Raw genomic sequence first — 26,763 nt, forward strand, 5'->3', positions numbered from 1 at the left:
GTCCAGCTGCGAGGCTACGGACAGTGAGTGCTCGGCCCGGAGTGCCGTCTTCGTGCGGTGTCCGTCCTCCCCAGCAGCGCGTTGCCGTGCGGCGGTGCCGGGTCAGTTCGGCTGGTCGAGGATGGCGCTGAACCGCTCCTCGGCGAGGTCGAGCTGGGCGAAGATGTGCCGCTTGACCGGCGCCGAAAGCGGCGTGTCCGGCCGGGCGATCAGATCGCGGAAGACCGGCACCAGCGGCCGGTACTTGGCGGCCGAGGTCGCCACCTTGGGCCCGACCGTGTGGATCACGCCCACGCCGTTGTCGGTGAAGTCCGACACCTTGATCACCCGCGCCCAGGGCTCGCGGTCGAGACTGGCCGCCACGTGCTCCCGGTACTGCGCGTGCCGATCCCGACCCGGGTCGTACGCCGGGTTGGTCACCGCCGCGACGAGCCGCGCCACCCGCGGGCCGAAACGGGCGGCGAGCGTGGCCAGTGCCGCCGCCGTCGGATCGTCCGCCGCGGCACCGGCCAGCTCGGTCGGGTGGTCCTCCACGGCGTCGTGCAGCAGCCCCGCGACGATCACGTCGACGTCGCGCACCTGGTAGTGGTGCATCATCCGGATCGCCACCCGGAGCAGGTGGTTGAGGTACGGCTCGCGGACCCGCCGGTCGTCGCGGTGCAGGTCGGCGGCGAGGTCGAGAGCCTCGGTCAGCCGGTCGCGGGCGGCCTCGTCGAACGCCTCGATCTCCAGCCGGAAGCGGGCCAGCAGACCGGGCTCACCGTGGATCTCGGTGATCGCGTGCATCGGCATCGTGGCGAGGTACGCGGGGAACTCCATGCGTCCCTTATAGCTGATCTTCGCTAGCCGGTGCCGTCGGCTGGCCGACGCGAGGCGGGATCATCGACCGGTGAGGTGCTTGACCAGGCGTACGCAGGTGCCCTCCGGCGTGCCGACGATGGTCGCCTCGTCCATCACCCGGGACATGATCAGCCGCCCCCGGCCCCGGTCGCTGCCGTCGTCGCCGTCGGTCGGCCGCCAGCCGCCGTGGTCGCGTACCTCGATCTCCAACCGGTCGTCGTGCAGTTCCACCCGCAGCGTGGTGATCCCCTCGGGGGCGAAGCGGTAGCCGTGCTCGATGGCGTTGGCGCAGGCTTCCCCGGTGGCGATCAGGACCGTCTCGACGTCCCACTCGCCGACGCCCTGGGCCTGCAACCAGGCACGCAGCCGTTCCCGCGTGGGTGCGAGCCGTCCGGGGTCGGCCGGCAGGTCGATGGTGAGGAGCCGGCTGGTCCCGCCGGTTGTCCCACCCGCCACGTCCGGCCCTCCGTCCCGCGCCCGCCGCCGGGCCTGGGCACCCACTCGCGCTCTCACCGCCCGATTCTCACCCTGTTGTCCCCGATCGCCGCCGAATCAATCCTCCGGCGGACGATCCGCAAAGGTGATCATCGCGCATCCGGGCCCGCATGTCAGCCGACCCCTCCGGGAACGGCGCCGGGCCGGCGCCCCGGGGGAGACGCCGGCCCGGTCGGTGCGGGGATCAGCGGGCGGCTCAGAGCGGCAGTCGACCGGCGCCGGACCAGGCGCCGACGACCAGCGGGACCAGCGGCGTCGGCAGCGGCGGGGCGGCCCGCAGGGTGGGTGTCCAGCCGGCGTCGCCGCCGAGGTCGGGGTCGTGCTCGGCGTTGTACGCGGCGCGCAGGTCCACCGGTCGGGGCCGGCGCTCGCCCTGCCGCACCCAGCTGCCCCGCTCGCTGAGCGCGGTGCCGCCCCAGTCGTACAGCAGGTCGGCCGGGTCGACGTCGTCGGCGAGGGTGAAGAAGTTGTTCTCCGCGTGGATGGCGGACTGCACGCCGACGCCGAGGGCGTACGCGAAGTCCGGCCCGCCGAGCCGGTAGTGGTTCTCGTGCACGTCCACCTGGCCGAACCGCACCCGGGGCAGCCGTTGGAGGTCGCCGTCGAAGAGGTTGTGACGCACGGTGACCTTGAGCCGCCCGACGTCCGGGCCGACCGTGTTCGAGGAACCGATCAGCATCAGCTTGTCCCGGCCGACGAACCGGTTCCAGGAGGCGGTGACCAGGCTGGCGGTGTGCGTGACGTCGAGTGAGCCGTCGTGCACCTGGTAGGGCCGGCCGAAGTGGACGGGCTGGCCGCGGTCCGGGTTGTCGCCGTCGGTGAACGTGTTGTGGTCGACCCAGACGTGCTCGCTGCGCCGTACGGAGATCTGGTCGTACTGGGAGTTCCAGTTGCCGGCGTCGCCGTCGGTGGGGGACCAGGCGGGGAAGCAGTCCCGGGCGTCGGCCAGCTCCAGGTTGCGCACGATGACGTTGGAGACCCGGTCGATCATCAGGGTCAGCCCGGTCAGCCGGGCGCCGCGCAGCCCGATGATCGTGGTGTTCGAGCCGACGTTGATCTGCGTCTGCCGGGTCTGGGCGGCCACCGACCGCACCCGGGCCGCCTCCAGCGGGCCGCTCGGGTCCACCCGGCCCCAGACCGCCGGGTCGTACGCGGCCAGGTACGCCGGCAGCGAGTACTCCGGGTCGGCCAGGTCGGCGCAGTCGAGCGTCGTGCCGTCGGGTCCCTCGAAGCCGTCGACGGTGCCGGCCACGTACACGATCTTGGGGGTGGCGTCGGCGGCGTTGGTGGCGTTGTCGCCGCCGAGGGCGGCGATCAGCTCGGCGCGGGTGCGCACGACGCGTACCCGGTCCGGGGTGGCGGCCGCGCCGCCGGTGGTGCCGGTGCCCTCGGCGGCCCAGCCGTCGTTCGCCGGGAGCGTCTGGCGACCGAGCAGCTCGGCGGCGCGGGACAGCCCGGCGGGCGCGGCCGGCGCCGGCGCGGGGACGGTGATCGTGAGCGCCGCGGCGAGGAGCGCGGCGGCGGCGGTTCGGGTTCGCATCACTGGTTCCGTTCTCTCGACGGTGTTCACGGCAGATCCACCACGTACGGCCGGACCGCCCACGGGACTCCCGTCTCGGAGGGCAGCGCGCCGGTCTCCGCGGCCGTGCGCAGCACCGCCTCGACGCCCCGGATCACCCGGACCCGCTCGGGACCGTCGCCGACCGTCCGGACCAGGTCGCCGCCGAGCAGCGTCGGAACGGGTGCGTCCCGCAGCGCGTCCAGCACGGCGGTGAACGGCTCGGTACGCGCCAGCGGCGCGATCAGCGGCGCACCCGTCGCCCGGTGGTCGAGCAGGTTCGCCAGCAGCCCTCGCCGGCCGGGCACCGCGCGGGCGGTGGGGTCGCCGGGCAGCCGCAGCCGGTCGTTCGGGTACTCCAGCGCCGCCCGCCCCCGCTCGCCGTCGACCAGGACGTCGCCGGCGAGGTACGCCTCGGCGGCGAGGGTGAGCGCGGCCAGCACCGGTGGCCCGGCGTGTGGGGTCAGTCGCAGCACGGCGGTGTCGTCGACCTCGATCGGGCGGACCCGGTAGCGCTCCACCTCGACGCGCGCCGGGCGCGCCGGCGCGCCGGTCACCGCCTCGGCGACGGCCAGGCACTGCATGAGCGCGTGCGCGAGCGGGTTGGCCAGCGCGCCGTCGAGCGCCGGTGCGCCGTCCAGGGAGCGCCGGCCGGCCCAGCGGGAGCGGGCGTAGTAGCCGTCCGGGCGCTGCCACGCCGCCACGGTGGCGATGCGGTGGACCGGGCCGAGCCGCCCGGCGGCCAGCGCGTCGGTCAGCTCGGTCAGCGCCGCCGAGCCGAGGGCCTGGAAGTTGACCTGCACGGCCCGCCCGGCGGACGCGGTCAGCAGCGTGCGGTGCTCGGCCAGGTCGAGCACCGGCGGCTTCTCCAGCAGCAGGTCCGCGCCGGCGTCGAGCGCGTCCAGCGCGATCGGCAGGTGGGTGTGCGGCGGCGTGCAGACCACCACCACGTCCGGCCGGGTCGTGGCGAGCATCGCCCGGTGGTTGGTGAGGACGGCCGCCCGCGGCGGGACCGGCGCGTCCGGTTCGACGGCCGGCGGGCGCACGTCGACGAGCGCGACCAGGCGCAGCCGCCCGGCCGCTTCCAGCTCCGCGATCGTCCGGCGGTGCCACCGGCCGTGCCCGTTCGCGCCGACCAGCGCCACCCGGGGCGGCCCGCCGCCGGTCACCGGGCGCCCGCCAGCGTGGCGCGGACGCCGTGCCGCTCCAGCGCGGTCAGCCAGCCGGTGACGTCGGCGCGCACCTCGTCGTCGGCGGCCAGGTCGGCCGGGAACACCTCGCGGACCGCGAAGACGGCGTCCACCACCCCGGCCGGGGTGTGCCGGCCGGCGGCCAGCGCGGCGCGCAGCCGGCCGGCGAGCGGGTCGTCCAGCGGCAGCGGCCGGCCGTCGTCGGCGTACCCGAGCAGGAACCGCAGCCACGCGGCCACCACCAGCGCGCTCCACCGCGCCGACCGGCCGGCCGCCCGCAGGTCGGCCACGGTGTGCAGAACCCGCTGCGGCAGCTTCTGCGAGCCGTCCATGGCGACCTGGAGGGTGCGGTGCCGGATCGCCGGGTTGCCGAAGCGGGCGAGCACCTGTTCGCCGTAGGCGGTCACGTCGACGCCGGGCGGGGGTGCGAAGCTCGGGGCGACCTCCTCGACGACCAGTCGGCGCAGCACCCCGTCCAGGTGCGGCAGCGCCAGCGCCTCGGCCACCGTCTCCGCGCCGGCCAGAGCGCCCAGGTAGGCGGTGGCGGAGTGCACACCGTTGAGCGCCCGCAGCTTCAGCCGCTCCCACGGGCCGGCGTCGTCGGTGAGCACCGCCCCGGACCGCTCCCAGGCCGGTCGGCCGCCCGGGAAGTCGTCCTCGATCACCCACTGCGACCACGGCTCGGCCGCCACCGCCGCCAGGTCGGTCACGCCGAGCGCCCGCCGCGCGGTGTCCCGGGTCGCCTCGGTGCTGGCCGGCACGATCCGGTCGACCATCGTGCCGGGGCAGGTCACCGCCGCCAGCACCCGGTCGGCGGTCGCGTCGGACACCCGGGCCAGCACCAGGCACTGCTTCACCAGCCCGCGCAGCCGGCGGCCGTTCGCGGGCAGGTTGTCGCAGCTGACCAGCGCGACCGGCCCGGCGTCGGCGGCGGCCCGGGCGAGCAGTCCGCGCACCAGCAGGCCGGGCACCGTACGGGGTGGCCGGTCCGTGGTGAGGTCGGCGGTCAGCTCCGGGTCGACGGTCAGCGCCGCGGTCACCGGGTCGAGCCGGTACGCCTTCTCGGTCACGGTCAGCGTGACCACCCGGATCGTCGGGTCGGCGAGCAGCCGGACCACCGCGTCCGGGTCGGAGGCGGCGTGCCGGACGCCGGCCAGCGCGCCGACCACCCGGGTCGTCGGGCCTTCGGCGGCGAGCGTGGTGACGCTGAACAGCGCGTCCTGCGCGGCCAGCGCCTCGACCACGTCGGTGCTGCGCGGCGCGACCCCGATGATGCCCCAGTCGCCGCCGGCCGCCCCGACCGCCGCCTCGGTGTGCACCGCCTGGTGGGCGCGGTGGAACGCGCCGAGCCCGAGGTGGACGATGCCGGCCGGCACGGTGCCGGGGCGCAGCAGCGGCCGGGACTCCGGTGGCAGGTGGCGCAGCGTGGCCAGGCCGAGCCGGTCGGCGGTCAGCGCCATGCCGGGCCGTCCGGGAAGCGGAACCGCGCGATCGACTCCGGCCGCATGGTGGCGCTGTAGCCGGGTGCGGTGGGCAGCAGGTAGCGCCCGCCCCGGGTGCGCACCGGGTCGACGAAGTGCTCGTGCAGGTGGTCGACGTACTCGACCATCCGGCCGTCCAGCCCGGTGCCGACCCGCAGGTGGTCGAAGACCGCGAGGTGCTGCACGTACTCGCAGAGGCCGACCCCGCCGGCGTGCGGGCAGACCGGCACCCCGAACTTCGCCGCCAGCAGCAGCTCGGCGAGCACCTCGTCCACGCCGCCGACGCGGCACGCGTCGACCTGCATCACGCCGATCGCCTCGGCCTGGAGCAGCTGCTTGAAGATCACCTTGTTGGCGGCGACCTCGCCGGTGGCGACCCGGCAGCGTCCGCCGGTCAGCTCGGTGACCGCGCGGGCGATCCGGGCGTGCCCGAGCACGTCGTCGGCGTGCGTGGGCTCCTCGATCCAGTACGGATCGACCTCGGCGAGCACGCCCATCGCGGCGATCGCCTCGTCCACGTCCCAGACCTGGTTGGCGTCCATCATCAGCAACGCGTCCGGGCCGATCTCGGACCGGATCAGCCGGGCCCGCCGCAGGTCGTCCTCGAGCCGCCCGCCGACCTTCATCTTCACCGCGCGCCAGCCCGCCGCGTACGCCTCGCGGGTCAACGCGCGTACCCGCTCGTCGGGGTAGCCGAGCCAGCCCACCGACGTGGTGTACGAGGGGAACCCGTCGGCCTCCAGCCCGGCCAGCCGGTCGGCCATGCCGTCGCGTCCCTTGTCGAGGATGGCCGCCGCCTCGTCCGGGGTGAGCGCGTCGGTGATGTGGTGGAAGTCGACGGTGGCCACCAGCTCGTCGGTGGGCGCCTCGGCGAGGAACCGCCACATCGGCTTGCCGGCCAGCTTGGCGCGCAGGTCCCAGACCGCGTTGACCAGCGCGCCGGTGGCCATGTGGATCACGCCCTTCTCCGGGCCGAGCCAGCGCAGCTGCACGTCGGCGGTGAGCGAGCGCCAGAACGCGACCGGCTCGGCGGCGATCTCGGCCACGGTGCGCCCGCGCACGTGGTGCGCCAGGGCCCGCACCGCCGCGCAGGTGATCTCGTTGCCCCGGCCGTTGGTGAACGTGAACCCGGCGCCGGTCGGCCCGCCGTCGGTGGTCAGCTCCACGTACGTGGCCGAGTAGTCGCCCCGGTTGATCGCGTCCGAGCCGTCACCGCCGGCGGCGGTGGGGAAGCGCACGTCGTGCACCTCGACGTCGACGATCGTGGTCATGAACGCCCACCTCCGAACTTGAAGACCTGCTTCGGCAGCCGGTAGGCTAGGTCGACGATGGTCTCGGCGGCCTCGTCGGCGTCCAGCCGGTGCTCGGCGACGAGACGGGCGAGGAAACCGGCGTCGACCCGGCGGGCCACGTCGTGGCGTACCGGGATGGAGCAGAACGCGCGGGTGTCGTCGACGAACCCGGCGGTGTTGTAGAAGCCGGCGGTCTCGGTGACCGCCTCGCGGAACCGGCGCAGCACCTCCGGCGAGTCGAGGAACCACCAGGGCGCGCCGAGGCGCAGCGCCGCGTACCCGCCGGCGAGGGGGCGAGTTCCCGGGTGAACGTGTCCTCGTCGAGCGTGTAGAGCACCACCGTGAGCCGGGGGTCGTTGCCGTGCGCGTCCAGCAGCGGGGCGAGGCCGTGCACGTAGTCGGTGGCCTGCGGCACGTCGCCGCCCACGTCGCGGCCGTGCCGGGCGTGCAGCCAGCGGTTGTGGTTGCGCACCGCGCCCGGGTGCAGCTGCATCACCAGGCCGTCGTCGAGCGACATCCGGGCGAACTCCAGCAGCATGTGGGCCCGGAACGCCTCCGCGTCGGCGGCGTCGGCCAGCCCGCGCCGACCCCGGTCGTAGAGCGCTGCCGCCTCCGCCGGGCCCAGATCGAGGGTACGGGCGGTCGGGTGGCCGTGGTCGGACGAGGTGGCACCGGCGGCGGCGAACGCCTCCCGCCGGGCCCGCAGCGCCGCCAGGTAGCCGGCGTACGTGCCGGTGTCCTCCCCGGAGACCTCGGCGAGCCGGTCCACGTTGGCCGACCAGTTGTCGAACTCCATGTCCACCACGTCGTCCGGGCGGAACGTGGTGACCACCCGCCCGCCCGGCCCGCCCCACCCGTCGGCGGCGAGCTTGGCGTGGCGGCCCAGGTCGTCCAGGGGCGACTCGGTGGTGGCCAGCACCTCGATGCCGAAGCGCTCGAACAGCGCCCGGGGCCGGAACTCCGGCTCGGTCAGCCGGGTCGCCAGTTCGTCGTAGACCGCGTCGGCGGTGGCCGGGCCCAGCGGGGTGGTCACGCCGAACACGTCCCGGAACGTCTGCTCCAGCCACAGCCGCGACGGGGTGCCCCGGAACAGGTGCCAGTGCGCGGCGAAGCGCCGCCAGATGGTCCGCCCGTCGGTCTCCACCGGGCTGCCGTCGACGCTGGGCACGCCCAGGTCGGCCGGGGGCACGCCCTGGCTGAGCAGCATCCGGGTCAGGTAGTGGTCGGGCACGACGAGCAGCCGGGCCGGGTCGGGGAACGGGTGGTCCTCGGCCAGCAGCGCCGGGTCGACGTGCCCGTGCGGGGAGATGATCGGCTGCTCGGCGGCGAGCGCGTACAGCTCGCGGGCCAGCGCGCGTCGGCCCGGTTCGGCGGGCAGGAGCAGGTCGCTGGGGGAGATGATCGGCACGGGGTCGGGCTCCTCGGTCAGGGGAGGGTGAGCAGGTCGGCGACCCGGACGGGCGCGCCGGTCTCCAGCGAGCGGTTCGCGGCCAGGCCGGTGAGCAGGGCGAGCGCCCCGTCCCGGGCGGTGGCGGCCCGGCCGAGCGGGTCGGTTTCGCCGCCGAGCAGCACCCGGGTCATCCGGGCGTCCGCGCCGCCGTGCCCGCGTCGGGTCCAGCCGTCCACCGGTATCTCCACCGGGGGCGCCCAGAACGGCCGCAGCGTGAGCCGGGCGGCGCCGCGTTCCACGGCGGCCTCGTCGCCGTGCAGCGCGGCGCCCTTGAGCGCCGACGCCCCGCCGGGGCTGACGTGGTCGCTCTCGGTCACCTCCAGTTCGAGGCGGCCCCGGCTGCCGTTGACCATCACCCGGTAGCCCTCCCAGGGGGCGTACGCGGTGAGGTGGTAGGTCATGGTCGCGCCGGTGTCGTAGCGGGCCAGCACCGCCAGGTCGTCCTCGATGGTCACGCCGGGGGCGAAGACGTTGCGGTCGCGGTGGTAGCCGTCCTCGGCCTCGGCGTCCAGGTACAACTCGCGCAGTCTCGGGTGCTCGGCCAGCCGCAGCGCGAACGGGTCGCCCTCGGCGGCGGGGGAGCCGTGCGCCCGGTCGTAGTCGCGGGCGTAGCCGTGCCGGCGGCCGTCCGCGCCGTAGAAGAACAGCCGGCCGTACGCGTGCACCTCGACGGGACGCGCGTCCAGCCACCAGTTGACCAGGTCGAAGTGGTGGCCGGACTTGTGCACCAGCAGGCCGCCGGAGGTGGCCTTGTCGCGGTGCCAGCGGCGGAAGTAGTCGGCGCCGTGGCGCACGTCGAGCAGCCACTCGAAGTGCACCGACCCGATCTCGCCGACCGCGCCGTCGGCGAGCACCCGCCGGACCTGCTCGTGCAGGGGGTTGTAGCGGTAGTTGAAGGCAACGGTGACGTGCCGGCCGGTCTCGGCGACCGCGTCCAGGATGCGCCGGCACCGCTCTGCGTCGACGGTCATCGGCTTCTCCACGACCACGTCACAGCCGGCGCGCAGGGCCGTCGTCACGTACTCGTCGTGGGTGACGTCGACGCTCGTCACCAGCACCACGTCGACCCGCTCCCTGGCCAGCATGGCGGCGACGTCGGCGGCGTCGTACGTGGGCACCGGCGGGTGGCCCAGCTCGGCCAGCCAGCGGTTGTGCGCGTCCATCCGGGTCCGGTTGACGTCGGCGAGCGCGACCAGCTCGGCGGTGTCGGCGTGGTCGAGCGCGAGCGCGCGGACGAACATCTCGGCGCGCGCCCCGGCGCCGACCAGGGCGTGACGGACCCGTTCCCGGGCCGGTGGTGACATGACGTCGGCCTCCCCGGCGATCGACTGCAAAGGTTTGCAGCCGAAGAAACCATGGCGATGGATGCATCGTCAACGCTTCCCGACGAAGCCGCCCCATCCATCCGCATTGATGCCCATTCGTTCACTCGGCCGGCGTCGTGCCGAAATCGAGTCGCAACAATGGACCGTTGACACGGGAGCAACCGTTTGCATTAATGGGCGACACCCCGTGACCCCCACCACATCGGACGAGGGAGCCCACCGTGCCAGCCACCATCCGGGACGTCGCCCGGGCCTCCGGTGTGCACATCTCCACCGTCTCCCGCACGTTCTCCGCCCCGCATCTGGTCAACCCGGAGACCCGGGTCCGCGTGCTGGCCTGCGCCGAGGACCTCGGCTACCGGCCCAACCGGGCCGCCCGGGCCCTGATCACCGGCCGCACCCACAACATCGGCCTGATCGTGGCCGACATCGCCAACCCGTTCTTCCCGCCGCTGATCAAGGCGGCGGAGGGGCAGGCCCGGCACCGCGACTACCACGTCTTCGTGGCCGACACCAACGAGGACCCGGCCGCCGAGGAGGACCTGGTCCACGCGCTCGCCAAGCAGGTCGACGGCGTCCTGCTCTGCAGCCCCCGGATGAGCAACAGCCTGATCGAACAGGTCAGCCGCGAGGTGCCGGTGGTGGTGATAAACCGCCAGGTCGCCGGTCTGCCCTGCGTGATGATGGACGTCGGGCAGGGCGCGCGGGCCGCGATCGAGCACCTGCTCGGCCTCGGCCACCGGCGGATCGCGTTGCTCGGTGGCCCGCGCGGTTCGTGGACCGCCCGGGAGATGCGCCGCGCCGCGTCCGCCGCCGCCCGCGGCGGGGGAGCGGAGTTGACCCTCCTCGGGCCCAACCAGCCCACCGAGACCGGCGGCGGCGCGGTCGCCGAGCAGGTGCGCCGCAGCGGCGTCACCGCCGTGCTCGCCTACAACGACCTGATGGCGATCGGCCTGATCGAAGGGCTGGACGCGTTGGGGCTGCGGGTGCCGCAGGACGTCAGCGTGGTCGGCGTCGACGACATCGCGCTGAGCCGGCTCACCCGCCCCAAGTTGACGACGGTGGCCACGCCGACCGCGGCCGCCGGCCGGACGGCCGTCGACATGCTCCTGCAACTCGACTCCGACGCGCCCCGCGGCGCCCGGGGTCGGGGCGCGGCATCCGGCGACCGTCGCACCACCGCACAGGTAATGCTCCAGACCGCACTGGTCGTCCGTGACTCGACCGGGCCCGTCCCCGCGCCCGGTCGGGACGGCACCGGGGCCTGAGCAGGTGGCCCGGGCCCGCACAGCACTGCGGACCCGGGCGGCCCGTGGACGGCCGCCGGTGACGTCGTCGCCTCCCACATCCGAGGAGTGAGCGCAGATGCACCCCGCAACGTCCCCCACCGCCGGCGCACCCGCCGGGCGGAATCACCGTACCCCCCTGTCCCGACGCCGATTCGTCCGCGGCCTCGCCGCCGTCGCGCTGGCCGCGCCGCTCGCCCTGGGCGCGGCGGCCTGCGGCGGCGACGACGGCGGCGGCGACGGCGGCCCGGTCAAACTCTCCGTCTTCTGGTGGGGCGGCGAGGCCCGGGCCAAGCTCACCGAGGACGCCCTGGCCCTCTACACCAGGAAGCACCCGGACGTGACGTTCGAGAAGACCTGGCAGGCCAACCAGGGCTACTTCGACAAGCTCGCCACGCTGACCGCCGGCGGCAACCCGCCCGACCTGTTCCAGATCGACGACAACTACCTGGCCGAGTACGCCGGCCGCAGCACCACGCTCGACCTGGGCAGCTACCGCGACTCCGGCAAGCTCGACGTGTCGAAGTTCCCGAAGAGCCTGCTGGAGTACGGCGTGGTCGACGGCAAGCTCGCCGGGGTGGCCGCGGGGGAGAACACCCAGGGCCTGGTCTACAACAAGACGCTGCTGCAGAAGAACGGACTGCCCGAGCCGACCACCGGGATGAGCTGGGAGGAGCACATCGCCTGGGCCGAGCAGGTGACGAAGAAGACGAAGGTCCCCGGCACGCAGGACCCGAGCGCCGACTACAAGGCGCTCTGGGTGTGGCTGCGCCAGCAGGGCAAGGACCTCTACGAGGGCAAGGAACTCGGCTTCACGGTCGAGGACGTGACGAAGTGGTTCGAGCTGTGGAAGGGCGCCCGCGACCGGGGCGCCACCCCGACCGCCGACGTCATCCACCAGGGCAACGCCACCGACATCACCAAGCAGCTCGTGGTCACCGGCAAGGCGGCCACCTCCTGGGTCTGGGCCAACCAGATGCCGGACCTGAAGAAGAACACCACTGACGAGCTGGGCGTGGTCGCGTACCCGGGTGACCCGAGCGCCCAGTGGGCCCGGGCGTCGATGTACTGGTCGGTGTTCAAGGGCAGCAAGCACCGCGACGTGGCGGTCGACGTGATCAACTTTCTGAACAACGACCCGGAGGCGGTCGCGCTGCTCGGCACCGACCGCGGCCTGCCGTCCAACATGGACCTGCGGGCGAAGGTCAGTGAGACCGCCACCGACCCGGCCATGAAGCAGTCCATCCAGGTCGAGTCCGAGCTGGCGCAGAAGTTCGGCCCGTCCCCGCAGGTCCCGATCAAGGGACACAGCAAGGTCAAGGCCGAGCTGACCAAGGCCGCGGAGAACGCCCAGTACGGCCGTGCCACCCCGGCCCAGGCGGCGGAGCAGTTCGTCACCGCCTGCAGAGCCGCGATCGCCTGAGACCCCGCCGAGAAGAAAGGAACCGACCGTGGCCCTCACCACGGCGCCCGGCCGGACCTCACGAACCGGACCGGCCGGCCCCCGCCCCACGCGGCGCGGGGCCGGCCGGGCCCGGCTCGGCGAGGGCCTGGCGGGATACGTCTTCCTCTCGCCCTGGCTCATCGGACTGATGGGCGTCACGGCGATCCCGATGCTGCTCTCGCTCTGGCTGAGCTTCACCGACTACGACATCCTCACCCCGCTGTCCGAGGTGCGCTGGGTCGGGCTGGCCAACTACGAGCGGATGTTCACCGCCGACCCGTCGTACTGGCACGCGGTCCGGGTCACGCTGACGTTCGCGCTGGTCGCGGTGCCGCTGAAGCTGGCCGCCGCGCTCGGCGTGGCGCTGCTGCTCAACCGCGCCTGGCGCGGCGTCGGGCTGTTCCGCGGCCTGTTCTACCTGCCGTCGCTGCTCGGCGGCAGCGTCGCGCTGGCCATCGTCTGGGTCAACATGTTCAACCGGGACGGTGCGTTCAACTCGTTCCTCGCCCTGTTCGGCGTCGAGGGGCTGCCCTGGGTCGCCGACCCGGACTGGGCGTTGCAGACGCTGATGGTGCTGGCGATCTGGCAGTTCGGCGCGCCCATGGTGATCTTCCTGGCCGGGCTCAAGCAGGTGCCCACCGAGCTGTACGAGGCGGCGGCCGTCGACGGCGCCGGGACGTGGCGGCGGTTCCGCGCCGTCACGCTGCCCATGCTCTCCCCGGTGATCTTCTTCAACCTGGTGCTGGAGACCATCCACGGCTTCCAGGGCTTCACCGCCGCGTTCGTGCTGAGCAACGGCACCGGCGGACCGGTCGACTCCACCCTGATGTACACGCTCAAGCTCTACATCTCCGGCTTCACCGACCTGGAGATGGGCTACGCCTCGGCGATGGCCTGGGTGTTCCTGCTCGCCATCGCGGTGATCACGGCCGTCTTCTTCAGCACCGGCCGGTTCTGGGTGCACTACTCGGACGGAGACGAATCATGACCGCCGTGCCCGTCCGCCGCCGCCCGGGCAACCGGCAGGCGCTGCGCCTCCTGGTGCTCCTGGTGATCGTGGCGGTGGTGCTCTACCCGCTGATCTGGATGCTCGGCACCTCGGTCAAGTCGCCGGCCGAGATCGTCAACAACGTCGGCCTGCTGCCGGAGCGGTTCACCCCCGGCAACTACGTCGACGGCTGGACCAACTTCGACGTCGGATTCGGCCGGTTCTTCCTCAACAGCGCCCTGGTCAGCCTGCTGACCGTGGTCGGCAACGCGCTGTCCTGCCTGCTCGCCGCGTACGCCCTGGGGCGGCTGCGGTTCCGGCTGCGCAAGGTGTGGTTCACCGTCATGATCGGCACCCTGCTGCTGCCCGGGCACGTGCTGATCGTCCCGCAGTACATCCTGTTCCGCACCCTCGGCCTGGTCGGCGGCGACTGGCCGTACCTGCCGCTGCTCATCCCGCACTTCCTGGCGACCGAGGCGTTCTTCGTCTTCCTCATGGTGCAGTTCATGCGCGGCATCCCACGCGAGCTGGACGAGGCGGCCCGGATCGACGGCGCCTCCCCGTACGGCGTGTTCCGCCACGTCATCCTGCCGCTGAGCCGCCCCGCGCTGGTCACCACCGCGATCTTCTCGTTCATCTGGACCTGGAACGACTTCTTCCGGCAACTGGTCTTCCTGTCCAACCTGGAGGACTACACCGTCCCGGTGGCGCTGACCCTGTTCATCGACTCGACCAGCCAGAGCGCGGTCGGCCCGATGTTCGCCATGTCGGTGCTGTCCCTGCTGCCGGTGTTCCTGTTCTTCCTCGCCTTCCAGCGGATGCTGGTCGAGGGCATCAACACCAGCGGGTTGAAGGGATGAGCGCCGGGACCGCCCCCACCGACGCCGTGCCGGCCCGCACCGACTGGCGGGACACGCTGCGCGAGGCGAGCGACCTGGCGCTGCTCGGCTTCGCCGTGGCGGTCGCCGCGCTGCCGGTGCTCACGCTCGCCCCGGCGGTCGCCACCGCCAGCGCCGCGCTGCACGACCGGAACGTCACCGGGTCGTGGCCCGACGCGCGGACCAGCCTGACCCGGTTCGGCCGCGCGCTGCCCGCCGGGCTGGCGGTGAGCGCCGCCGCGCTCGCCGCCGCCGCGGTGCTCGCGGCCGACCTGCTCGCGCTCGCCGGCGGCCGGGTGCCCGGCGGCGGCCCCGCCCTGGCGCTCACCGCCGTCGTGGTGGCGGTCCTGCTCGGGTACGCGGGCCTGGTCGCCGTCGCGGTCGGGCGCACCGGTGGCCGGGGTTGGCGGGCCGCCGCCCGGCGGGCGGCGCGTGCCTGCCCGCAGCGCCCCGGCGTGTGGGCCGCCGCCTCCGGCGTCTGCGTGCTGGCCGTGCTGCTGGCGGTGCTCGTCACCCCGGTCGCGGTGCCGATCCTCGGCGGGTACGCCCTCGCGGCGCTGCACGCCGTCGACGCCCGCCGCCCGCCGGAGCCGTCGTGACCGCCGACCGCCGGGCCGCCGCGCCGCACCGCGCGGCGGTCGGCCGGGAGGACGTTCCGGCGATCGTCCGGGAGACCCAGGATGCGGGCCCGGCCGAGGCGGCACGCGACGCCGATGAGCGGCTGGTCGTGGCCGGCGTCGAGGTGGCCCGCTACGTGGTCCGGCCCGACCTCGACCCACGGCACGGGCCCCGGCCCCACCTGCACCCGGTGCGGACCCGGGCCGGCACACCGGTCACCGACGCGCGCCCGGCCGACCACGTCTGGCACCTCGGCGCGTCCCTCGCCGTGCAGGACGTGGACGGCGCCAACCTCTGGGGCGGCCGGACGTACGTGCGCGACCTCGGCTACACCTGGCGCGACGACCACGGCGTCATCGCCCACACCGGCTGGCGGGCACGGGCCGCCGACCGGCTCGAGCACGACCTCGACTGGCGCGACCGGGACGGTCGGACGCTGCTGCGCGAGCACCGCACCGTCACCGCCGCACCGGCCGGCGACGACGCCTGGTGGCTCGACCTGTCCGCCACCCTCAGCTCCGCCACCGGCGCCGACGTCCACCTGGGCAGCCCGGCCACCAACGGCCGCCCCGGCGGGGCCGGCTACGGCGGGTTCTTCTGGCGCGCGGCGGCGACCGGGGAACCCCGGGTGCACACCGCCGACGCGGTCGGGGAGGAGGCCGTCAACGGCTCGGCCGCGCCCTGGCTGGCGCTGCTCGGCACCGGGCCCGGCGGCGGCGCGTACACCCTGGTCTTCACCGGCCTCGGGCCGGGCGACCGGTGGTTCGTCCGCACCACGGCGTACCCGGGCGTCTGCGTCGCGTACGCGTTCGACCGGCCGGCGGTGGTCGCCGCCGGGCGGCCCCGCCGCAACCGGCACCGGGTGCTGGTCGCCGACGGTCACCTCGACCCGGCGGACGTCCCGGCCCGGCTCGGCCCGGTGGGCGGCGCGTGAACGGCCCGCAGGTCGTCTGCGCGGGCGAGACCATGGCGGTGCTCGCCCCCGCCGACGGCGGGCCGCTGGAACACGCGGCGCTGCTCGCGGTCGGTGTCGGCGGCGCGGAGTCCAACGTGGCCACCGGCCTGGCCCGGCTCGGCCACCGCGTCGCTTGGGTCAGCCGGGTCGGCGACGACCCGTTCGGCCGTCGCGTGGTCGCCGAGGTCGCCGCCGCCGGGGTCGACGTCTCCCTGGTCGCGGTCGACCGGGACGCCCCGACCGGCGTCTACCTCAAGGACCCCGGACCGTCGGGCACCCGGGTCCACTACCACCGCGCCGGGTCGGCCGCGAGCCGCCTGCACGCCCGGGACCTCGCCCACCCGCGCCTGGCCGGGGCGCGGCTGCTGCACCTGTCCGGGATCACCGCCGCGCTCTCCGACTCCTGCCGGGACCTGCTCGTCCAGGCGCTGACCGGGCGGGCGCTGCCCGGCGCCCGGGTCAGCTTCGACGTCAACCACCGGCCGGCGCTCTGGCCCGCCGACCGGGCCGCCCCGGTCCTGCGCGACCTGGCCGACCACGCCGACGTGGTGCTCGTCGGGCTGGACGAGGCGGTGACGCTGTGGGGCGTCACCGGGCCGGCGGCCGTCCGCGACCTGCTGCCCGGGCCGGACCTGGTGGTGGTCAAGGACGGGCCGGTCGGTGCGACAGCGCTGCCGCGAACCGGACCGGCGGTGTTCGTGCCGGCGGTGTCGGTGGACGTGGTCGAGCCGGTCGGCGCCGGGGACGCGTTCGCCGCCGGCTTCCTCTCCGGGTCGCTGCGCGGGCTCGACCTGGGATCCTGCCTGCGGACCGGCCACCTCACCGCGGCCCGGGTGCTGGCCGTGCCCGGCGACACCGCCCCGCCGCCCGACCCGATGTGGACCGCGCGGGCGCTGGCGCTGTCGGACACGCAGTGGGCGGCCGGGGCGTACCGGCACGACGGAGGGAGCGGCGGATGACCGCGCACGACTTCACGCCGGTGTTCGGCGACGCGCGGGTGATGGTGATCCTGCGCGACCTGCCGCCCCCGGAGACGGTCCGCCTGGCGGAACTGGCCTGGGACCTCGGCATCGCCGTGGTGGAGGTGCCGATCCGGACCCCCGGCGCGGTGCCCGCGCTGCGCGCCGCCGTGACGGCCGGCCGGCGGCGGGACCGGATCGTCGGCGCCGGCACGGTCCGCACCCCGGCGCAGGTCCGCCAGGCGGTGAGCGCGGGCGCGGCCTTCACCGTCGCCCCCGCCCTCGACCTGGCGGTCGCCGACGCGGCGGTCAGCTACGGCATCCCGCACCTGCCCGGCGTGGCCACCCCGACCGAGGCGCAGCAGGCGCTCGACCACGGCCTGGTCTGGCTCAAGGCGTTCCCGGCGGTCAGCCTCGGCCCGGCCTGGTTCCGGGCCGTCGCCGGCCCGCTGCCGGAGGCGTGCTTCGTGGCCACCGGCGGCATCGACGCCGGCAACGCCGCCGAGTTCCTGGCCGCCGGCGTGCGCGTGGTGGCGGTCGGCTCGGCGCTCACCGACCCGGCGCAGCTGCCCCGCCTGGCCGCGTTGGCCACCGCCGGCCCGGTCAGCTGACCGTCCGGCCGGACGTGGTCGCGGTGGTGCGCACCGCCTTCACGATCGCCGGGATCGAGCCGATCAGCAGCACCAGCGCCCAGATCAGCGCCACCACGGCGAAGACCACCGCGCCCAGGTCGTCGAGGATGCTGACCAGGATCACCGGCACCAGACCGTGCAGGAACTGCAGCACCACCGTGCACAGCAGCGTGGTCAGCGCCAGCAGCACCAGCCCCTTGTTGCGCAGGAAACGCGGCTGGGCGGCCAGCAGCAGGCCCGCCCAGACCAGCTTGAGCAGCAGCGCCAGCCCGAGCAGCACGGCCGCGTCGCCGACCGGGAAGAACCCCCACACCGCCAGGTACGCCAGCGTGCCGAACGGCGGCGCCAGGAACAGCGAGACCATCACCGTCAGCTCGACGAACGCGACGACCAGCAGCACGATCGACACCAGCAGCAGCACGATCGAGAAGACCAGCGTGGCCGCGCCCTGCACCCGGCCCTGGACCCGGTCCGGCAGCACCAGGCTCAGGCAGAACAGCCCGGTGGTCCACAGCGCCACCACGTCGATCAGCGCGAGATATCCGGTGCCCCGCCCGGACGGCTCGCTGACCCCGCCCACGTCGCCCAGCTCGACGCCGAGCTGTCCGGCGCTGTCCCGCAGCGCCCCGCCCGCGTCCCCGCCGCCGGTCAGCGCGGCGGCGCCCAGCTCCACCGCGACCACCAGCGCCACCGCGAACAGCGCCAGCAACAGGAACGGCTTGCGCAGCTCACCCATCTCGCGCCTCCACCCCGGTCAGGACCGGGCCAGCGTGACCGCGCATCCGCCACCTCCCGGACAGCGCAGGAGCACCTCGGTCTCCCGGTCCACCGCCACCTTCGCCACCGCCGCGCCGTCCGGCCCCGGCGTCACCTCGTCGGTGACCGTGACGTCCGCGTCGCCGGGCGCGCGGGCGGTCACCTCGAACGGCGCCGCGCCCCGCAGCACCAGCGTGCGCAGCGCGCCCGGATCGGCGACGCGCAGCCGGCAGGTGGCGCCGAACGCGACCACCACGCCGTCGGCGGTCGGGGCCGGGTCGGCGGCCGGCGGCAGGCACGCCACGCCCACCGTCGCCGGGTCCACCGCCCCGGCGCCGCGCCCCAGCCGGCCCAGCGGCCCCGGCCCGGCGGCCGGGTCGCCCCGGTCGTCGCCCCGACCGGCGACCGCCACCACGTAGAGCGCCACCAGCACCACGGCCAGCGCGACCAGCAGCACCTTCTGCCGCCCGCTCACGGTGTTCCCTCGGTTCGCGACTGCGGGGCTCGCAACACCGGCTCACTCCTCGCGCTCACGGTGCCTTCTCTGTTCGCGGCTGCGGGGCTCGCAACACCGGCTCACTCCTCGCGCTCACGGCTGCCCGGCGGGGGTGAAGCGGATCTGGTCCACCCCGGCGAAGTAGCGGTCGGTGCCCTGGGTCTTGCTCACCGCCACCAGCGTCAGCTTGTGCGTCCCCCGGGCCAGCTCCACCGTGCCCACGTCCACCTCGTCGGTGCGGACCACGGTCGGGGTGAATCCGAAGAACGTGTCGCCGACCTGCCGGCCGTCGACCAGCCAGATCGTGTTCGCGTAGTCGAACGAGGTGGTGCGCACGGTGGAGAACCGCCAGGTGCCGTCCGTCGGCAGGTCCACCTGCACGGTCACCCGGTCGCCCACCGCCCGGCCCAGGAAGAACAACTGCGCGTCGCCGGACCAGACCACGTCGCAGCAGTTCTCCTGCGCCACCACCTCCGCCTTCGCGGCGGTCGTCGACTGCACGGCGGCGCCGGCCACGAGCGTCTCCGCCTCCACCGTCACCGCCGCCCGGGGCGGCGGCTCGGTGTCCGGGCCGCGGGTCACCAACCACACCACCACGCCGGTCACCACCAGCAGCAGCACCGCCGCGGCCGCCAGCCACGGCCACGGGGAACGCTTCGGCGGTACGACCGCGCGCACGTCGTACGTCACCCGGCCGCTGGAGCGGGAACTCTCCTCCGGAGCGGTGTTCGCCGAGTACGCGAACCCGGTCATGTCGTAGCGCCGCGGCGGCGTGCCGGGCGGCACGGCGAGCCGCACCAGGAACGACACCGAGCCCTGCCCGGGCACCACCCGCTGCGGCTCGGCGACCGTGAACCAGGCGCGCTGGCTGCCCTCGCCGGGCGCGACGTCGAACACCACGGTGTCCGGCGCGGTGCCCGGGTTCGACACGGTGAAGGTCAGCTCCCCGGCGTTGCGGGCGTCCAGGGTGAACTGTTCGGCGGCGGCGACGACGGTCCATTCGGTGGTCATGACGGCTCCTCGGGCGGCTGGTGGGGCGGGGGTGGGGGCACGTGCGCCCGGCCGACCGCGCGCACCGACGCCACCCCGGTCGCGCCGTCCGGGGCGGTCTCGTCGGCCTCCGGACCGGTCGGCGCCGGGTCGGCCGGCTCCGGACCGGGCGGGTCGGGGTCCGGCGGCGCGGGGTCGGACGGTGCGGGGTCGGACGGCGCGGGGTCGGACGGCGCGGGGTCGGGCGGCGCGGGGTCGGGCGGCGCGGGGTCGGGCGGCGCGGCGTCGGGCGGGGGTGGGTCCGTGGGCGGCGTCGGTTCGCCGGGCGGCGCGTCGGTGGCGGCGAGCACCTCGACGGTGACCGCGGCCGGTTTCTCCGCCTCGACGATCCGGGTGACCAGCGCGATGCGGTCCACGGCGGCTGGCGGCACCCGCACCACCAGGTGGAACGGCCGGTCGGCCGGCTCGTCCAGCACGAACCCGGTCACCCCGGTGGCCAGTTCCAGGGCGGTGCGCATCCCGTACGGGGTGCCCCGCCACCGGGCCAGCAGCGCGCCGTGCGCGACCAGGTCCCGCAACCGGCCCACCGGCAGCGGCAGCGGCGCGTCGACGCGGGGCGCGGCGACCACGTGGTCCATCGCCACCCACCGGGTCAGGTACGCCACGAACCCGTCCGGCGTCCGGTACGGCCCGAACAGCGCGTCGACGTCGGCGAGCACCGCCTCGTCCGGGGCGTGCAACGCCTCCATCACGTCCAGCAGCGCGCCCAGCACGCTGCCCGGGCCGGCGGCCCGCTGGTAGGCGGCCGGCAGCAGCCGCTCAATCGCCGTTCGACGCATCCTGCCGCACCACCTCGATGTCGTGCTCGCCGGAGCAGAGCAGCCAGGTGCCGGGAACGGTGACCACGTCGGCGGTGGCCTGGTTGGCGCTGGCCGCCCAGTCCTCGGCGTCACCGCTGCGGAACACGCCGCGCTCCCCGCCGGCCAGGACCAGCCGCCCGGCGCCCGACGCGCCGGAGGGCGCGGTCGCGGCGATGGCGTCCACCGGCACGAAGCGGGTCCGGTCGCGCAGCGGGAGGCCGCAGTTGACCATCACCGACTGCCACTGCGGCTGCCCGGCCAGGGTGTCCAGCCGCACCACGCCGCCGCTCTGCGTGGCCGCCAGCGCCAGCGGGCCGCTGAACGCCAGGTCCCGGCAGGTGCCGCCGATCCAGCCGGCGGCCATCGACTGCCACTTGACGTCCGACTCGAACAGCCGGGTGCGGTGGCAGCCCTGGCCGGGTTTCTTCGGGTCCGGTTCGCCCGCGCCGCACCACAGCAGCGTGGCCGGGCCGTCGTACTGCACGGCGAGGACCCGGTTGTCCACGTTGGCCAGGCCGACGTGGGCGAACGTGCCCGGCCGGCCGGCCGCGGTGGACAGGTAGACGCCGAAGCCGGCCTGCGCGGCCACCGCCACCCCGGGCGCGCCCCGCTCGGAGACGAACGAGCGGACCGCGTAGAAGCCCCGGTCCGCGTCGGCCGGGTCGACCAGGATCTGCAACGGCACCGCGCCGGGCAGCAACGGCACCTCGTAGAGGCCGGCGTCGGTGGCCAGCAGCAGCGCGCCGGTGCCGTCCCGGTCGATCCAGGCCAGGTCGCGTACGCCCGAGTCGAGGTCGGTGAGCAGCGTCCAGGTCTCGCCGAGGTCGGTGCTCAGCCGTACCCGGGAACCGCCGGCGTCGCGGGCGGTCACCACCGCCACCGAGCCGGCCCGGGGCACCACGCCGGGGCGGGCCGGTGCGGGGGCGGGGACCACCCGGACCACGGTCTCGTCGTCGTCGAACCGGCCGGCCGGTTCCCAGCCCGCGCCGGCGTTGGTCGAGCGGAACAGCACCGGGCCGCCGCCGGCGTACCAGGTGTCGGGCTGGTACTGGTCCACCGCGACGGTGCGCACCCGCGCGTCCGGCGCCTCGTCGACCACGAACCGCACCGACTCGACGTAGCGCACGCCCGGCTCGGCGTGCTCCAGCATCCGGTAGACGTTCGAGGCGCGCAGCGGCTCGCCGAACGCCCACCCGGTCGGGTTCAGCGGCGTGGGCAGCGGGCTCAGCGTCTGGTGCAGCCGGTCGTGGATGCGGCGGCGGACCGCGTCGACGTCCTCCTCGCGGCGCACCACCACCCGGGCCCGGATGGAGACCGCCTTGTAGCGCGCCCAGCTCGCGCGCACCGCCGTACCCAGGGCGCGCCGCCGCTCCAGGTCGGCCTCGACCCGGCGGCGGGCCTCCTCCACCTCGTGCTCGCGCAGCACCGCCACCGGCAGCCGGCCACCGGGCCGGGTCGCCTGCGGCACGTACGGCACCAGCACCACCTCGACCTCGCCGGGGCGGGCGAAGCTGTAGACGGCGGCGCGGGTGAACGCCCGTGCCCGCGCCACCGCGCCCGACCCGGCGGCCAGGATCTCGAAGTCCCGGGCGGTGACCGCGCGCTGCTGGGCGAAGAACTCGTACGGCCCGCGCGCCAGCACCGACTCCAGCGACTCCAGCTCGCGGCCGCCGGTGGCCGGCTCCGGGTTGTCCACCTTCACCCCCGGCAGCGGGTCGCGCAGGCTGGTGAGCACGCCCGCCGCGACGTTGCCGGCCGGCCCGCCGCCGCACCGGTACCAGAGCCGCACCTGCCGCCCGGCCGGCGGCACCGCCGCCACCGTGGTCACCCCGGCCGCCCCCTCGACGGCCGGGTCGTCCCCGTGGGCCGGGCGCAGGTCCAGCGCCGGGGCGAACGTGAGCACCCCGGATGCCCGGTCCACCAGGTAGACCTTCGCCTGCGGGCCGAGACCGGCGAAGCTGTCCACCGGCCGCCAGATCTCGTACGTGCGCCCCTCGTGCTCCCGGGCGGCGGCGCCCAGTTCCACCGAACCGGTCGGCACCTCCACGCCGAGCAGCAGGTCCAGCGCCTCCGTGGTGCGGGTCAGCGGCGCGCGGGCGGCCCGGAACACCTGACCGGGCTGGCCGGTGCCGGTGCCCAGCAGCTCCGCCTCGACCGGTTCGCAGTGGTGCACCCGAACCGTCACCGTGGTCTCGCCGGCGGGCAGCACCGCCGGTTCGGTGGTCACGAAGACGACCGGCCGGGGGTCCGCGCCCCGGGCGGCGGCGACCCGGGTGCCGGCCGGCACCCGGACCGCGCCGCGGTCCGCGCCGGTGCGGGTGAAGCGCACGTCCGCCCAGGCCGCCGCCGGTGGGTGCCGGCTCACGCCGAGCAGGTTCAGGAACGCCACGTACGCCTTCTCCGGCAACTGGTTCAGCCGGTAGATCATCACCTCGGTCAGGTAGGCGAACGCCTCCAGCAGCGCCACGCCCGGGTCGTGCGCGGACAGGTCGGTCCAGTCCGGGCAGGACCGGCGGATCCGTTCCCGAGCCTCGGTGACCAGGTCGAGGAAGGCGCGGTCGTCCAGGTGCGGCACCGGCAGCGTCATGACGTGCCCTCCTCGTCAGGGATGTCGTCGTCGGCGGGGAGCAGGTCCACGGAGAACACGAGCTGGCCGGGGGAGAGGCTGGCCCGCACCCGGTAGTCCAGCCGGATCACCAGGCGCCACGGGTCGTCCGGGTCCGGCCCGGCGTCCACGTCGAGCACCTCCACCCGGGGCTCCCACCGCCGGATCGCCTGCCGGACATAGTGGATGGCCAGTCCGGCGGTGGTGTCGTCGTTCGGCGCGAACACCAGGCGGTGCAGCCGGGAGCCGTAGCCGGGACGCATCAGCCGCTCGCCGGGAGTGGTGGACAGCAGCAGGTACAGCGCCTGGCGTACCGTCTCGTCGCCCTCGGTCATGGCGAGACCGCCGGCGGCGGTCAGCGCCAGGCCACCGGCGCGACCCGCGTCGAAGCCGGCGCCGACGAAGCGGAAGGCCCTCATGCGTCCGCCCCCAGGAACGCCTGCCGCGGGTCGCGGACCTGGTGGTGCACGGTGCCCGGCGGGGTGCCGTCGGTGAGGCCGTCCAGGTGCGACAGCACCACCGGCTGGCGGTCCACCCGCAGCCAGGTGCTGTAACCCACGGTGACGGTCTTGGTGTGCAGGCAGGGTTTGATCGTCGGGCCGTAGTTCGGACAGGCGGTGATGTCGCGCTCCTCCGGGTCGGGTCGCACCAGCACCGGGACACCCCGCACGGTGACCCAGTGCTGCGACGGGCGGTTCGCCACCCGCCCGTCGTGTCCGCAGGTGATCAGCGAGTCGCGGTGGATCCAGCGCATCAGCCACCTCCGTGGGCGCGGGCGAGCGTACGGGCCTGGGCGGCGGCGGTCTCGGCGTCCTCCGCCGTCGGGGCGTGCAGGAAGTCCACGGTGCGGGCGCGCACCACCATGGCCCGTCCGGGCGCGGAGAGCACCAGGTCGCCGGCGGCGTGCACGGTGGTCAGCTCGGGGCGCAGCTCGACGAAGCTGCCGGCGTCGGTGGCCAGCCGCAGCGTGCGCCCGTCGTCGTCGATCACGATCGACTGGCCGGTGCCGGTCCGCATCGACCAGCGGCGGGACCGCCCGGAGACGATGCCCGCGTCGTACGGCTCGACCGCGCCGAACAGCGAGCCGAGCACCACGCCCGAGGCCGGCTCGCCCCCGGGCAGGGCCACCAGCACGGTGTCCTCCGGGTCGGGCAGCGCGACGATCCCCTTGCCCCGGCCCGCGCCCGGGCAGAGCACGGCGAGCCAGCCGGCGTCCAGGTCCCCGTACGCGGGCAGCGTCACCCGGGCCCGGCCCAGCCCGTCCGGGTCGTCCACGTCGGTGACCGTGCCGAGGGTGACCGTGGCCGGGGGCGGCGCGGCGGCCGAAGACGGGGCGGGCGGGACGGTGGAGAACCGGGTCAGGTGTCCGTCCGCGTCCACGGTGTGCACCACCTCGGTCAGCACGTACACGCCGGCGACCGGCTCGGGCACGCCGGCCAGGGCGATCCGTCGACCCGGCCGCAGCGCGGGATCACCCTCGGCCGTGCCCTCGGCGGTGACCAGCGCGGCGACCCGGGCGTCCAGCCCGGCCTGGGCCAGCGCGGCCAGCTCGTCGTCGCTGCGCCCGGGCTGGTCCACCGCCGTGCGCACTCCGTCCGCGCCCACGTCGCCCGGATCCGGGCGCAGCGGGATGCGCCGCCCGCTGCGGGCCTCGTCGGCCCGCTGCGCCAGCGGCTCGGCGCGTTGCGGGTGCCAGCCCAGCGCGGCGCACTCGCGGCCCGCGCGGTCCAGGTTCTCGGTGACCCGCAGCGCGTGCACGGTCTCGCCGAGCGTCAGCGCGACCGGGTCCCCGTAGCCGTCGAGGGTGAACAGCCGCAACCGGTCGCCGTCCACGGCCAGCCGCAGCCCGGCCCGACCGGCCACCTCGCGCAGCAGCTCCAGGTCGGTGTGCCGGTGCTGGAGCAGCCGGTCCAGGCGCGGCCCGTCGTCCTCGGCGGCCACGCTCAACCCGAGCCCGGCGCACAGTTCCCCGGCCAGCTCGGCGGCCGTCACCGACTCGAACACCCGCAGCTCCTGGCGCTTGCGCAGCCGGTGCAGCGGGTCGTACGCCCGGATCCGGAGCAGCGCGGCGCCGTCGCCGGCGTACTCCACCTCCACGGCGGTCACCTCGCCGGCGAACAGGGTCTCCGGTTGCCCGTCCAGGCGGACGTCGAGGGCGCCGCCGGGGCGTACCGGCGGGTCCAGGGCGCCCGCGCCGGGGGCGGTGGCCAGGGCCAGCTCGCACTGGGTCGGCTGGTCCAGCCGGGCGGCCACCCGGATGCCGCGCAGCCGGGCCGGGTCGGCGAGCGGCCGACCGTCGACGGTCACCGCCACGGCCCGGATCACGGCCGGCCCGCTCTCGGCGTGCGGGGCTGCGGTCGCCGGTCGGCGTGCCTCTCGTCCGCTGCGCGCAGGGTGACCGGGGCGAGGGTGGCGCCGGCCCGGGTCGGGGCGGGTGGTGGTGTGGTCACGGGGCGCCTCCGGTGGTGGTGGCGTCGGGCGGTGGGCCGGCGACGCCGGTCGCCGGCACCGCCAGCGCGGTGCCGGCCGGCACCGCGAGCGGGTCGGTGATCCGGTTGTGCTCGGCGAGCAGCCGCCAGCGCAGCGGCGAGCCCAGCGCGTCGTGGGCCAGCAGGTCGAAGCGCACCCCGGACCAGCCCGGCTCGGCCGCGCCGTCGGCGGCGGCGACCACCGCCGACCCGGGCGCCACGGTCGGCGTGCTCGCCGCGGCCAGTTCCTCCTCGAAGCCGGCGCGGGCCGCGTCGGCGGTCTCCGCCACCCGCACCAGGCGCAGGCGCAGCCAGGAGCGCCGCGGCGTGCCGGTGAGGGTGAACGCGTCGAAGCGCTCCGCGATCGCCGTGATCACGCCGGGCACGTTCCAGGTCTTGCCCCAGACCAGCCGGACCAGCGGCGGGCGCGGCCAGCCGTGCTCGACGGTCGAGTTCTCCGCCAGCATCCACAGCGGACGGGTCAGCGCGCGCACGTCCGCCGGGCGGGTCGGTGACTCCACGAAGTCGATGTCGAAGAGCAGGTCCAGCACCAGCTCGGTCCGACCGCCGCCGGTGAAGACCAGTGGATCGTCGGCCCGGCCGGCGCCGACGAGCGGCCCGTCGGGGCCGCCGCGCGGGCGTACTCCGGCCAGCCGGGTCACCTGCACGGTCTCCGGGTTGAGCAGGCAGTCGACCCGGTTTCCGGACTCGTCCACGAGGAAGGCGACGCGTTCCATCAGCCACCCGCCTGTTCCCGGTCCAGCCGCGCCGTGTCGCCCCACGGCACGGCCCGCGTCGCCGGGGTCCACCGCACCGGCTCGCCCGGCAGCGCCGGCCACGGATCCGCGTCTGCCGCGCCGCCCTCGGTCGCCCGGCCCGCGCCGGTCGGCGCCGGGGCAGTGGTGCGGGTCGGCTCCGCGTCGGTCGGCAGGGCGGGCCAGGGGCCGGCGGACGCGGGGCGGGCGGATCGCTGCCCCGGTCGCGCCGGGAACTCGCCGCCGGGTGCCGCGTCGTGTCCGTCCGGGTACGGCGAGCCCGTGACCTGCCCTGGGTGGTGGCCGGCGGACTCGGCGAGAACACGCCGGCCGTCGCGGGTGGCCGGTGCCGGCCGCAGCGCCGGTAGCGCGGCAGCGGTCACGAACGGGTGTCCGTCCCCCCTGCTGGACGGGAGGTCTGCACCGGCGACGTCACCCGGGT

Annotated in this window: 25 protein-coding genes and 1 pseudogene; 8 read left to right on the plus strand and 18 right to left on the minus strand. The window is 75.3% G+C overall.

Features of this window, described 5'->3' with window-relative positions; genetic code table 11:
• Positions 1–102: 102 nt before the first annotated feature.
• From CO540_RS02045 to CO540_RS02080, 8 genes and pseudogenes are all read right to left on the minus strand, one after another.
• On the minus strand, positions 103–819 hold the full coding sequence (locus tag CO540_RS02045; protein WP_099160669.1) for an HD domain-containing protein: 717 nt from the start codon (positions 817–819) through the stop codon (positions 103–105).
• A gap of 60 nt (positions 820–879) precedes the next feature.
• Entirely contained in the window at positions 880–1,296 is a 417-nt protein-coding gene (locus CO540_RS02050) for an ATP-binding protein (RefSeq protein ID WP_099160670.1), read from the minus strand.
• Positions 1,297–1,531: 235 nt separating this feature from the next.
• Positions 1,532–2,875 (minus strand): polysaccharide lyase family 1 protein, encoded by a 1,344-nt coding sequence (locus tag CO540_RS02055; protein WP_099160671.1) that lies wholly within the window; start codon positions 2,873–2,875, stop codon positions 1,532–1,534.
• 26 nt (positions 2,876–2,901) lie between these two features.
• Positions 2,902–4,062, minus strand: a complete 1,161-nt coding sequence (locus CO540_RS02060) for a Gfo/Idh/MocA family protein (protein ID WP_099160672.1) — start codon at positions 4,060–4,062, stop codon at positions 2,902–2,904.
• Positions 4,059–5,543 carry a mannitol dehydrogenase family protein gene (locus CO540_RS02065; protein ID WP_099160673.1) on the minus strand — a complete coding sequence of 495 codons (1,485 nt, stop codon included), beginning with the start codon at positions 5,541–5,543 and terminating at the stop codon, positions 4,059–4,061. The genes CO540_RS02060 and CO540_RS02065 overlap by 4 nt, the downstream gene beginning before the upstream one ends.
• Positions 5,534–6,835 carry an enolase C-terminal domain-like protein gene (locus tag CO540_RS02070; RefSeq protein ID WP_099160674.1) on the minus strand — a complete coding sequence of 434 codons (1,302 nt, stop codon included), beginning with the start codon at positions 6,833–6,835 and terminating at the stop codon, positions 5,534–5,536. The genes CO540_RS02065 and CO540_RS02070 overlap by 10 nt, the downstream gene beginning before the upstream one ends.
• Positions 6,832–8,264 (minus strand): annotated as a pseudogene (gene uxaC / locus CO540_RS02075) (glucuronate isomerase). The gene CO540_RS02070 and the pseudogene uxaC overlap by 4 nt, the downstream one beginning before the upstream one ends.
• 17 nt (positions 8,265–8,281) lie before the next feature.
• Positions 8,282–9,610: a Gfo/Idh/MocA family protein gene (locus CO540_RS02080; RefSeq protein ID WP_099164549.1), complete on the minus strand. Its 1,329-nt coding sequence runs from the start codon at positions 9,608–9,610 to the stop codon at positions 8,282–8,284.
• Between the two features lie 242 nt (positions 9,611–9,852).
• On the opposite strand from CO540_RS02080, the gene CO540_RS02085 reads away from it, so the two are divergent.
• From CO540_RS02085 to CO540_RS02120, 8 genes are all read left to right on the plus strand, one after another.
• Complete coding sequence (locus CO540_RS02085) at positions 9,853–10,899, plus strand: LacI family DNA-binding transcriptional regulator (RefSeq protein WP_091574085.1); 1,047 nt, start codon at positions 9,853–9,855, stop codon at positions 10,897–10,899.
• A gap of 97 nt (positions 10,900–10,996) precedes the next feature.
• Entirely contained in the window at positions 10,997–12,340 is a 1,344-nt protein-coding gene (locus CO540_RS02090; RefSeq protein WP_099160675.1) for an ABC transporter substrate-binding protein, read from the plus strand.
• 28 nt (positions 12,341–12,368) lie between these two features.
• Positions 12,369–13,349 (plus strand): carbohydrate ABC transporter permease, encoded by a 981-nt coding sequence (locus CO540_RS02095; protein ID WP_099160676.1) that lies wholly within the window; start codon positions 12,369–12,371, stop codon positions 13,347–13,349.
• Positions 13,346–14,209 carry a carbohydrate ABC transporter permease gene (locus CO540_RS02100; RefSeq protein ID WP_099160677.1) on the plus strand — a complete coding sequence of 288 codons (864 nt, stop codon included), beginning with the start codon at positions 13,346–13,348 and terminating at the stop codon, positions 14,207–14,209. The genes CO540_RS02095 and CO540_RS02100 overlap by 4 nt, the downstream gene beginning before the upstream one ends.
• Positions 14,206–14,826 (plus strand): hypothetical protein, encoded by a 621-nt coding sequence (locus CO540_RS02105; protein ID WP_099160678.1) that lies wholly within the window; start codon positions 14,206–14,208, stop codon positions 14,824–14,826. Before CO540_RS02100 ends, CO540_RS02105 begins: the two co-directional genes overlap by 4 nt.
• Positions 14,823–15,779, plus strand: coding sequence for a PmoA family protein (locus CO540_RS02110; protein ID WP_099160679.1), 957 nt, complete (start codon positions 14,823–14,825; stop codon positions 15,777–15,779). The genes CO540_RS02105 and CO540_RS02110 overlap by 4 nt, the downstream gene beginning before the upstream one ends.
• Positions 15,776–16,759 carry a sugar kinase gene (locus CO540_RS02115; protein ID WP_253866368.1) on the plus strand — a complete coding sequence of 328 codons (984 nt, stop codon included), beginning with the start codon at positions 15,776–15,778 and terminating at the stop codon, positions 16,757–16,759. Before CO540_RS02110 ends, CO540_RS02115 begins: the two co-directional genes overlap by 4 nt.
• Positions 16,756–17,370 carry a bifunctional 4-hydroxy-2-oxoglutarate aldolase/2-dehydro-3-deoxy-phosphogluconate aldolase gene (locus CO540_RS02120; RefSeq protein ID WP_099160680.1) on the plus strand — a complete coding sequence of 205 codons (615 nt, stop codon included), beginning with the start codon at positions 16,756–16,758 and terminating at the stop codon, positions 17,368–17,370. Before CO540_RS02115 ends, CO540_RS02120 begins: the two co-directional genes overlap by 4 nt.
• Here CO540_RS02120 and CO540_RS02125 read toward each other — a convergent pair.
• The 10 genes from CO540_RS02125 to CO540_RS30705 all read right to left on the minus strand — a co-directional run bounded on the left by CO540_RS02125 (position 17,363) and on the right by CO540_RS30705 (position 26,704).
• Positions 17,363–18,127: a hypothetical protein gene (locus CO540_RS02125; protein ID WP_099160681.1), complete on the minus strand. Its 765-nt coding sequence runs from the start codon at positions 18,125–18,127 to the stop codon at positions 17,363–17,365. The genes CO540_RS02120 and CO540_RS02125 overlap by 8 nt on opposite strands.
• Positions 18,128–18,145: 18 nt before the next feature.
• Positions 18,146–18,622, minus strand: a complete 477-nt coding sequence (locus CO540_RS02130) for a hypothetical protein (RefSeq protein WP_099160682.1) — start codon at positions 18,620–18,622, stop codon at positions 18,146–18,148.
• 114 nt (positions 18,623–18,736) lie between these two features.
• A complete protein-coding gene (locus CO540_RS02135; RefSeq protein WP_099160683.1) occupies positions 18,737–19,654 on the minus strand; it encodes a hypothetical protein in 918 nt (305 codons plus the stop codon).
• Positions 19,651–20,472, minus strand: a complete 822-nt coding sequence (locus tag CO540_RS02140) for a phage tail protein (protein ID WP_099160684.1) — start codon at positions 20,470–20,472, stop codon at positions 19,651–19,653. Before CO540_RS02140 ends, CO540_RS02135 begins: the two co-directional genes overlap by 4 nt.
• A complete protein-coding gene (locus tag CO540_RS02145) occupies positions 20,453–23,080 on the minus strand; it encodes a putative baseplate assembly protein (protein WP_099160685.1) in 2,628 nt (875 codons plus the stop codon). The genes CO540_RS02140 and CO540_RS02145 overlap by 20 nt, the downstream gene beginning before the upstream one ends.
• Complete coding sequence (locus CO540_RS02150; RefSeq protein ID WP_099160686.1) at positions 23,077–23,517, minus strand: GPW/gp25 family protein; 441 nt, start codon at positions 23,515–23,517, stop codon at positions 23,077–23,079. Before CO540_RS02150 ends, CO540_RS02145 begins: the two co-directional genes overlap by 4 nt.
• On the minus strand, positions 23,514–23,852 hold the full coding sequence (locus CO540_RS02155) for a hypothetical protein (protein ID WP_098744535.1): 339 nt from the start codon (positions 23,850–23,852) through the stop codon (positions 23,514–23,516). The genes CO540_RS02150 and CO540_RS02155 overlap by 4 nt, the downstream gene beginning before the upstream one ends.
• Positions 23,852–25,423 carry a phage baseplate assembly protein V gene (locus CO540_RS02160; protein ID WP_099160687.1) on the minus strand — a complete coding sequence of 524 codons (1,572 nt, stop codon included), beginning with the start codon at positions 25,421–25,423 and terminating at the stop codon, positions 23,852–23,854. The genes CO540_RS02155 and CO540_RS02160 overlap by 1 nt, the downstream gene beginning before the upstream one ends.
• 121 nt (positions 25,424–25,544) lie before the next feature.
• Positions 25,545–26,303: a hypothetical protein gene (locus CO540_RS02165; protein WP_099160688.1), complete on the minus strand. Its 759-nt coding sequence runs from the start codon at positions 26,301–26,303 to the stop codon at positions 25,545–25,547.
• On the minus strand, positions 26,303–26,704 hold the full coding sequence (locus CO540_RS30705; RefSeq protein ID WP_253866370.1) for a hypothetical protein: 402 nt from the start codon (positions 26,702–26,704) through the stop codon (positions 26,303–26,305). The genes CO540_RS02165 and CO540_RS30705 overlap by 1 nt, the downstream gene beginning before the upstream one ends.
• Between the last annotated feature and the right edge of the window lie 59 nt (positions 26,705–26,763).

The sequence above is a fragment of the Micromonospora sp. WMMA2032 genome, from assembly GCF_002688545.1.
GTDB classification, from domain to species: domain Bacteria; phylum Actinomycetota; class Actinomycetes; order Mycobacteriales; family Micromonosporaceae; genus Micromonospora; species Micromonospora sediminicola.